Origin of the sequence: Pusillimonas sp., assembly GCF_035515275.1 — a bacterium.
Lineage (GTDB): Bacteria > Pseudomonadota > Gammaproteobacteria > Burkholderiales > Burkholderiaceae_B > Pusillimonas.
On sequence record NZ_DATJBQ010000115.1, the window covers coordinates 1 to 7,272 of the forward strand.

The following is a 7,272-nucleotide window of genomic DNA, read 5'->3' on the forward strand; positions in this document are numbered from 1 at the left end:
CTTCGCCGCGCGTCAGGATTTGAACTAGCTCTGCTTCAGTCATGGGGGTTTACTCAATTGCAAATGGCTGTGTAGTCAAGCCTATCGTGTTCAGATCATAGACGACTTCGGAAATGGATCCGGTCAGGAGGGTATAAAAGCACCTTTCTAATACCACGATCCGGCGATTCGCCCCAAAAACCACCATTTATGCCCGAAAATGCGCAATCCGCTCAAAACCCAGGCAGCATCAGGCAACCCCACGCAAGGTCAAGCGAACTTTTGGGGATGGTGTTTTGGATGGCATTGGCAGAAGGTAATGGGAATAAACTCAATTAAATCAATGGTGTTGTTGAGCTATTAACCATTGAGTGGGAGTGATTCCGCGTCTGGCACGGCCAGGCACCTGAAGTTATTCAGCGCGCAGCCGTTACGCCGTTTCCACGCAGTTGCGGCCTGCGGCCTTGGCCCGGTATAGCGCGGCATCGGCCAGCTCCAGGGCGTCTTGAACAGAGGGCGCATGTTGCGGGAAGCACGCGACACCTAGTGAAACGGTGATGTTTCCGGCGCTGTCGAAGACAGTTTGCGCGACTGTCAGCCGCAGGCGCTCGGCAAAAAGTTTTGCTTGTTCAAGTTCGGTGTCGGGCAGCAAAATAACAAATTCTTCGCCACCCATGCGGGCGACCACGTCTTCTTTCCGGGCTTTGGCCATAATCAACGCGGTAACCGTTTTAAGCACCTCGTCGCCCACGGCATGGCCGTGCTTGTCATTGACGTCCTTGAACCGATCGACGTCGATCATGACCACGGCGGTGCTTTGTGCGGTGTCGGTCAGTCTGCCAATGGCCGTGTCCAGGCCACGGCGGTTGACCACGCCGGTAAGCGGGTCGGTCGAGCCTTCAAGATGAAGCTTGCGCAGCCGATTGCTGACCGCTGAAAAGCCTTGCATCAACCCCTTTCGGATCAGGGCCGCCTCAAGATACCAGCCTTTAATGAAGCGTATATGCGCGAAGTTGTCACGGTTGTCCAGATGGGCGGCCACGTTGGCCAGCTCACGCAAGGGCCGCGCGATGAATCGTGCCAGCCACCAGATCGCCAGCAGGCTGATGATGAACAGAGGCAAGGAATAATAAAGGGTGCGCAGAAACAGTTCGTTGACGCTGGATATGGCCAGCTCGGTGGGCCGTAAGGCGACGATTCCCCACTTGGAGAACGGTATGGGCATGTAGCTGACGAAATGGTCAGGCGATTCGGGGTGATTCACGCGTTGCGTTCGCGATTCGCCCTTGAGCACGGCTTGTACGGGCGGCCTGTCGCCAAACGACGTGCCGATCAGGCTTTGCTGAGGGTGATAAACGGCTGAGCCCGAGTCATCGACAATGTAGAAGTAAGACCCGTCCTGGTAATGGTGCTTGTCCAGCGCATTTTTCAGGGCGCTGCTGCCGTGCAGATGCACGGCGCCGGCGATGAAGCCGGCGTAGCTGCCATCGGGTGCAAAAATGGGGTGCGAAATAAAGCTTATCCAGCGGCCTGAGCGTCCCATGATGGCGCCGCTGATGCCGACTGAGTTCTTTACCTCGAGCAGTGCTCTGGCTTGCGGCGTTTGCAGCGAAGTGCCCACCAGTGATGCGCCGGCGACCGAAGAGTTGTGGGCGATGGCGGCAAAGATCTTGCCTGTTGAATCGACCGCAATCAGGGCATTGAAACTGTCAGTGATGCTGGCCAGTTGTTCAAGTTCCTGTTGCGTGGCAATCGGGTCAAGTGCGCTATGGGTCACGTCCAGTGCGGCGGCGGTGACCGCCTGCGCCGAATGTTCGAAGAATGAACTCGTTACCCGTGCCAGCTTCTCGGCGTAGATATGGTTGGTGTCCAGGTGATGTTGCAGTAATAAGCTGCGCTGAACCTGATAGGCCGCATGCAGGCTGTTACCTAACGCCAAAATCACAAAGAAAAGACACATCCATAAAATAAGGCGTCGCAGGTCGACGCGGAAAAGCGATTTCAACATTGTTTTGGGTGGTGCTTGAATGTGTCAGGTCAGCAAGAGGCGGCCCAGCAAGGCTGTCATTCTAGCAACAGCCGCCATGCGGGCCGCCTTGACACACTTAGCACGACGACAATATCGGCCCTTTGGTGGTTTTTACTTTGCCGTTTTCTTTGTCTCGTGAGTCAACCCGAACCTTAACCCCGCTTTTAATCATGTCTTTCAACGAGTCGTCGCCGCACATGACGCGCCGCATTTGATCGACAGGCTGCAGCATGGCGGTTTGCGGGTAAGCATCCAAATCCCGGTTCATGGTAAAGACCTGGACTTTATTTTCCACCCCTTTGTACGAAAGCTCCCAGCCCTTTGGCACCGACATAGTCTCCATGTAATACTCGGCAATAATCGGCCCGGGAAACTGCTGTGCAAACGCGGTGAAGCTGGCCATCGCCAGCGCACCTGCGGCTAAATACTTTTTCACGTCGCCTCTCCTTGTGTAATTAAATGTTCGCGGAGTATACCGGAAAGGTCAGGGGCTTCGGGGGGCTGGCGAAACTTGAGGCCCGGCTGCTACCAAGCGCTTCAGCACAAGCTCGTAGTCTTGCGGGGTGTCCAGGTCCAGAACATAGCCGTCATGCTCGGCCTCATAAACGTAGACCGCTTCCGGGTTGTCCTGCACCAGCTTTCTGCAGCCCAGGTTGCGTTGGCCTTGCAAGATTTCGGCAATATGCTTGCGGTCGAAAACAATGGGGTTGCCGCGCCTGCCTTCAAAATAGGGCACCAGTATCGAGCCGTAAGGCCGGTTCAGGTAGGCCTGCGCCAATTGTGCGTAATCGGCTGCTGAAAGCAGCACTTGATCCGCCAGACAAACCATGACCGCGTCGCACGGTAAAGCCAACGCGGCCAGCCCGACGTTTACAGAGGTCATCTGGCCGTGTTGGTAGTCGGGGCTGTAGACAATGCGCATGGGCAGGTCGCGCAATGCTTCGGCCACCAGCGCGTGGTTGTGGCCCGTAACGACAACGACTTCTGTCGCACCTGAACCCGCGACGGCCGCAGTGCTGCGACGGACAACCGGCTCTGTCGGTGCCGGAAGCAACATTTTGTGGGGTCCGTTCATACGTGTGGATTCGCCCGCCGCCAGCACAACGGCTGAAAAGCACAACCCGGGTCTGGACGGGCGGTTAGGGCTGCCGCCCATACTCGGCCCGCCAGCAGTCGATGTTGGGCCTGTCGCTTTCTTCATAAGGGCCTGTTCATGTTTCGGGCGATATCCAGGTATTTTTCGGGCTCTTCGTCGAACTTGGTCTTGCAGCAGTTACAACAAAAGTAATGTGTTTGATCGCCCATGGTGACTGTGTGAAGGGCGGTTTCCTGGTTGATGGCCCGCAAGCAAACCGGGTTGATATACGCGGGCGGGCTGGCGGGCTCGGCAGGCGCGGTTTGGGCCAGGGTGGCTGGCGAGGGCGTATCGTGTGTAGCCTGCGCTGCATCGGATTCTGTTTCTTCTGCGTGCCCTGCATGGCCGTCTTTATGTGCTCGGTCAGGCCCAGCACGATGCGCGCGCACCAGCCCAGCCACGGCGGCCAGGGCTACTTCACTGGGCGTGCCGGCAAGAATATCCGGCCCAGCGGGGCTTTCCAGGTCGGCCAGCCTGTCTTCGCTGATACCCAGTTGCCGCATTGCCGCGACTAATGTGGCCGCCTTGCGGGTACTGGCAATAAGCAGCACCTTTTTGGCCGGCCCTTTTAGCGCGCGTTCCAGGTGTCCAATGTCGTCTTCGCCTTGTGTGGCAACCAGAACGTAATCAGGTTCCGGGCCGTTGTCTTGATACGTGGAGCCACCGGCTTGACGCATGGAATCAGCGGCCGAACGCTTGTCGCCTTCGTGACTTGAGCCACCGCCAGCACCTGCAGTACCGCCACCGCCATCACCACTACCACCGTCGGGTTGTTCATAAAACACCCGCCAGCCCAGCATGGCGGCGAACTCTCCGGCGGCTATTGCGGCATGGGTGGAGCCGGCGATGCACAGCGCAGGCGTGGGGTTGACCGATTGTATGAAGAGTTCAAGCGTACCGTTGCTGGCGCAGGGCATGGCATGGACTTCGGTGTCCGTATCCACAACGCCTTCTTCGTTGCTGATGCGAATCAGTTTCGAGTTGCCGTGCTCAATGGCCTCAAGGCAGCTTTGCACGACGATGCTGCGCGCGCAGCCTCCGCCGACCCAGCCGTGCAAAGTGCCGTCTGCAGTGACAATGGCCTGCGCGCCCACGTAGGCCGAAGAAGGGGGCGTGGCGCGAACCACGGTGGCCCAGGCGTAGGGCTGATTATGTTCGGTCAGCTGCAGCGCTTCGCTTAGCAAGGCAGCGTTCAAAGAAACGGTGTTCATCTGCAGGCCCTCCAGATGTCGGGCAGCGCGCGCTCCAGGCCGGCCAGGTTGCCGGCCGGAACAAGCTTATCTATCAAGGGCAGGGCGGCCTGCATGCAGGCTGATGTGGGGGTGTAGCCGGGGCGGCCCGCCAGGGGGTTAAGCCAGACGATGCTGCGTGCCCGCCGTTTTATGGCGCGCAACGCGTCCGACACTTGTTCGGCCGGGCCCGTGTCGTAGCCGTCGCTGGCGATAAGCACGCAACTGCGCCCGTGGAGCAGGCGGGGCGCATATTCGCGGTTGAACTGCTGCAAAGAATCGCCAATGCGTGTGCCGCCCGCCCATCCACTGGAAAGCAGATGCAGGCTTTCTTGCGCACGGCCGGGGTCGGGGTCGCGCAGCGCTTGCGAGATTCTGGTCAGCCGAGTGTGAAACATGAAGCAATGCACGTCGCCCAATATCGATGTCAGGACCCGTGCAAGCCTAAGATAGAAAAAGCTGTAAAGGCTCATCGAGCGGCTGACGTCCAGCAGCAATATCAGCCTGGGCAACTGTTTGCGGCGGTTGCGCCAGGCCAGTTCCAGGGGCAGTCCGCCGTAAGAAACGCTGCGCCTCAGGCTGCGGGCGAGGTCAAGGCGGCGGCCTGTCATCGAAGGCTGGTCGCGCCGCAACTCTATTTGCCTTAGCCGTTTGGCAAAGCGCTGCATCAGTTCTTCAAGCGCGCGTAGCGATTCGGGCTCGTGCAACTGGCGAAAATCAGCCTGCTCAATAATTTCGTATGGGCTGCTGCCTTCCGAGCTGCTTGCTCCGCCTGCGTCTTGTCCTTCGCCACTGTCAGTCTCCAATGGCATGCCTGCACTAGGGTCGTGCAGGCCGCCCAACTGGCGGGTGTCTACGTTGGCAACCCCCGAGGCACGAACTTCGGTGCGTTGGCGCTGCATGCCCGCAAGAAACCAAAGGTCGAAAAGCTCGTCAAAGCGCCGCCATTCAGAAGGCCCGCTGCACAGCCCGGCGCGCAGCGTCCAGCGCACCACGTCAACATCCAGTTGCCCGGTGCACTGCAGTGCCTGCAGGGCGGTGGATGCATCGGCGTGCTTGAATCCGTTGATACGCAAAAATTCGGCAAAACCCACGTAGCGGGCCTGAAGCATGGCCTCGAGCCGGGTCGATTCCAACAGCGCGCAAGGCGGCGAACCTTGATTTGATCCCGAGGGCATCGGAGGCGCTTGCGCCGACGAAAAGTAGGGCGTCAACATGCCGCCACCATCTTTTGCACGACAGGTACGGTGAGCCGTGCACGGTCTTCATGGGTTTTCACCAGTGCAGACAGCGAGCTCATGATGTTTTCCAGGCCGTTGTCATCCAGTGTGCTGATATTCAGCTGCAGCAGGGCGCTGATCCAGTCCAGCGTTTCGGCAATACCCGGTTTTTTTCGCAGGTCGAGCCCGCGCAACGCCTGTACAAATTCCACCACCTGACGCGCCAATGCAATGGGGGCCGCGGGCACACGCGCCTGCACGATCAGTAGTTCTTTGGCGAAATCGGGGTAGTCGACATAGTGGTAAAGGCAGCGGCGACGCAGGGCGTCGGACAGCTCGCGCGTGCCGTTCGAAGTAAGAATGACCAGGGGGCGGCTGCGCGCCCGTATGGTTCCCAGTTCTGGAATGGAAACCTGATAGTCGGAAAGCAGCTCAAGCAGGTAGGCCTCGAACGCTTCGTCGGCGCGATCGATTTCATCTATAAGCAGCACGGCTGCCGGCTCCGCCGTAATGGCTTCCAACAACGGGCGCTTCAGTAAATACGCTTCTGAAAATATGTTCTTTTCTTTTTCCGAGGCGCTGCGCTCGTCGTGCTCGAGCAGCTTGATGGCCAGCAATTGACGCTGGTAGTTCCATTCGTAAAGGGTAGAGTGGGCATCCAGCCCCTCGTAGCACTGCAGTCGGATAAGGCGGGTGTTGCGCGCCTTGGCCAAGGCCTTGGCTACATCGGTTTTGCCCACGCCGGCCTCGCCTTCGAGCAGCACCGGCCGTTCCAGGCCTTGGGCCAGCAACAGGGTGGCCGCCAGACTGGAATCGGCCACATAGCCGTGTTCAGCAAGCTCGTTTTTAAGCGTTGAAATAAAGTTTTGCTGCTGGCCGGCCATACACCACCTCTTCAGCCTACACAGGCTTGCGTGTGAACAGGCGACGGAACCAGTCGGCAACCACCGCCCAGAGCAGCGTCAGGCCGTTAAGCTCTTGCGGTTTCGAAGCTGCCTTGGCGCCACGAGCCGGCGGCGCGTGGTCATTCGCGTCATCGCTCTCAGCAGCGGCCATGTTGCTTTGCCCCTGAGCCTGCATCTCGCTTACCCTTTGCGCGAAGTTGGCGGCAAACTGCTTCAATATCTGCTCGGAAACCGAATCCATCATGCGGCCGCCAAACGCGGCGGCCTTGCCGTTCATGGTAATGCTGCTTTTGCCGACAAGCTCGCACTGCTCGCCCGCTGCGCGCACGGTAGCCAAAAGATCCATCGAAGCACCCGAAGTGCCGGTGGTGTCGGTGCCCTTGCCAATCAGGTGCAGGGTTTGTGTGGCGGCGTCGATGCTGACCACCGTGATCTGTCCCTTGAACGACATGGATGCCGGCCCCAGCCTTACCGACACCGCACCTTTGTAGCTTTTGTCGTTGATGCGTTCGGTAATGCTGGCCCCCGGCATGCATTCGGCAACCGCTTCTATGTCTTGCAAAAACTTCCATGCGGTGTCGGCATTGCACGGCATGGGGTAAATCTTGTCTAAAGTAACTTGCATGAGGTCTCGAGTGATTAACGTTGATCCAGCCCAAGGGCGCGGCTTTGCTGCCATACCCGGAAGGCGCTATGGGGCATGTTCATATGGGTTACACCCAGGTGGGAAAACGCATCGACAATGGCCGACGAAAAGCAGGGAATCGACCCCACG

At 58.7% G+C, this 7,272-nt stretch carries 7 protein-coding genes; all 7 read right to left on the reverse strand.

What is annotated here, in order from left to right:
- Positions 1 to 409 precede the first annotated feature (409 nt).
- Positions 410 to 1,987 (reverse strand): sensor domain-containing diguanylate cyclase, encoded by a 1,578-nt coding sequence (locus VL003_RS08525; RefSeq protein WP_325441509.1) that lies wholly within the window; start codon positions 1,985 to 1,987, stop codon positions 410 to 412.
- Positions 1,988 to 2,084: 97 nt separating this feature from the next.
- Entirely contained in the window at positions 2,085 to 2,444 is a 360-nt protein-coding gene (locus tag VL003_RS08530; protein ID WP_325441511.1) for a hypothetical protein, read from the reverse strand.
- Between the two features lie 48 nt (positions 2,445 to 2,492).
- On the reverse strand, positions 2,493 to 3,209 hold the full coding sequence (locus VL003_RS08535) for a nucleotidyltransferase family protein (protein ID WP_414708267.1): 717 nt from the start codon (positions 3,207 to 3,209) through the stop codon (positions 2,493 to 2,495).
- Positions 3,206 to 4,354: an XdhC family protein gene (locus tag VL003_RS08540; protein WP_325441515.1), complete on the reverse strand. Its 1,149-nt coding sequence runs from the start codon at positions 4,352 to 4,354 to the stop codon at positions 3,206 to 3,208. Before VL003_RS08540 ends, VL003_RS08535 begins: the two co-directional genes overlap by 4 nt.
- Entirely contained in the window at positions 4,351 to 5,589 is a 1,239-nt protein-coding gene (locus tag VL003_RS08545; RefSeq protein WP_325441517.1) for a vWA domain-containing protein, read from the reverse strand. The genes VL003_RS08540 and VL003_RS08545 overlap by 4 nt, the downstream gene beginning before the upstream one ends.
- Positions 5,583 to 6,476, reverse strand: coding sequence for an AAA family ATPase (locus tag VL003_RS08550; RefSeq protein ID WP_325441519.1), 894 nt, complete (start codon positions 6,474 to 6,476; stop codon positions 5,583 to 5,585). The genes VL003_RS08545 and VL003_RS08550 overlap by 7 nt, the downstream gene beginning before the upstream one ends.
- A 16-nt stretch (positions 6,477 to 6,492) precedes the next feature.
- Positions 6,493 to 7,122: an SRPBCC family protein gene (locus tag VL003_RS08555; RefSeq protein ID WP_325441521.1), complete on the reverse strand. Its 630-nt coding sequence runs from the start codon at positions 7,120 to 7,122 to the stop codon at positions 6,493 to 6,495.
- Between the last annotated feature and the right edge of the window lie 150 nt (positions 7,123 to 7,272).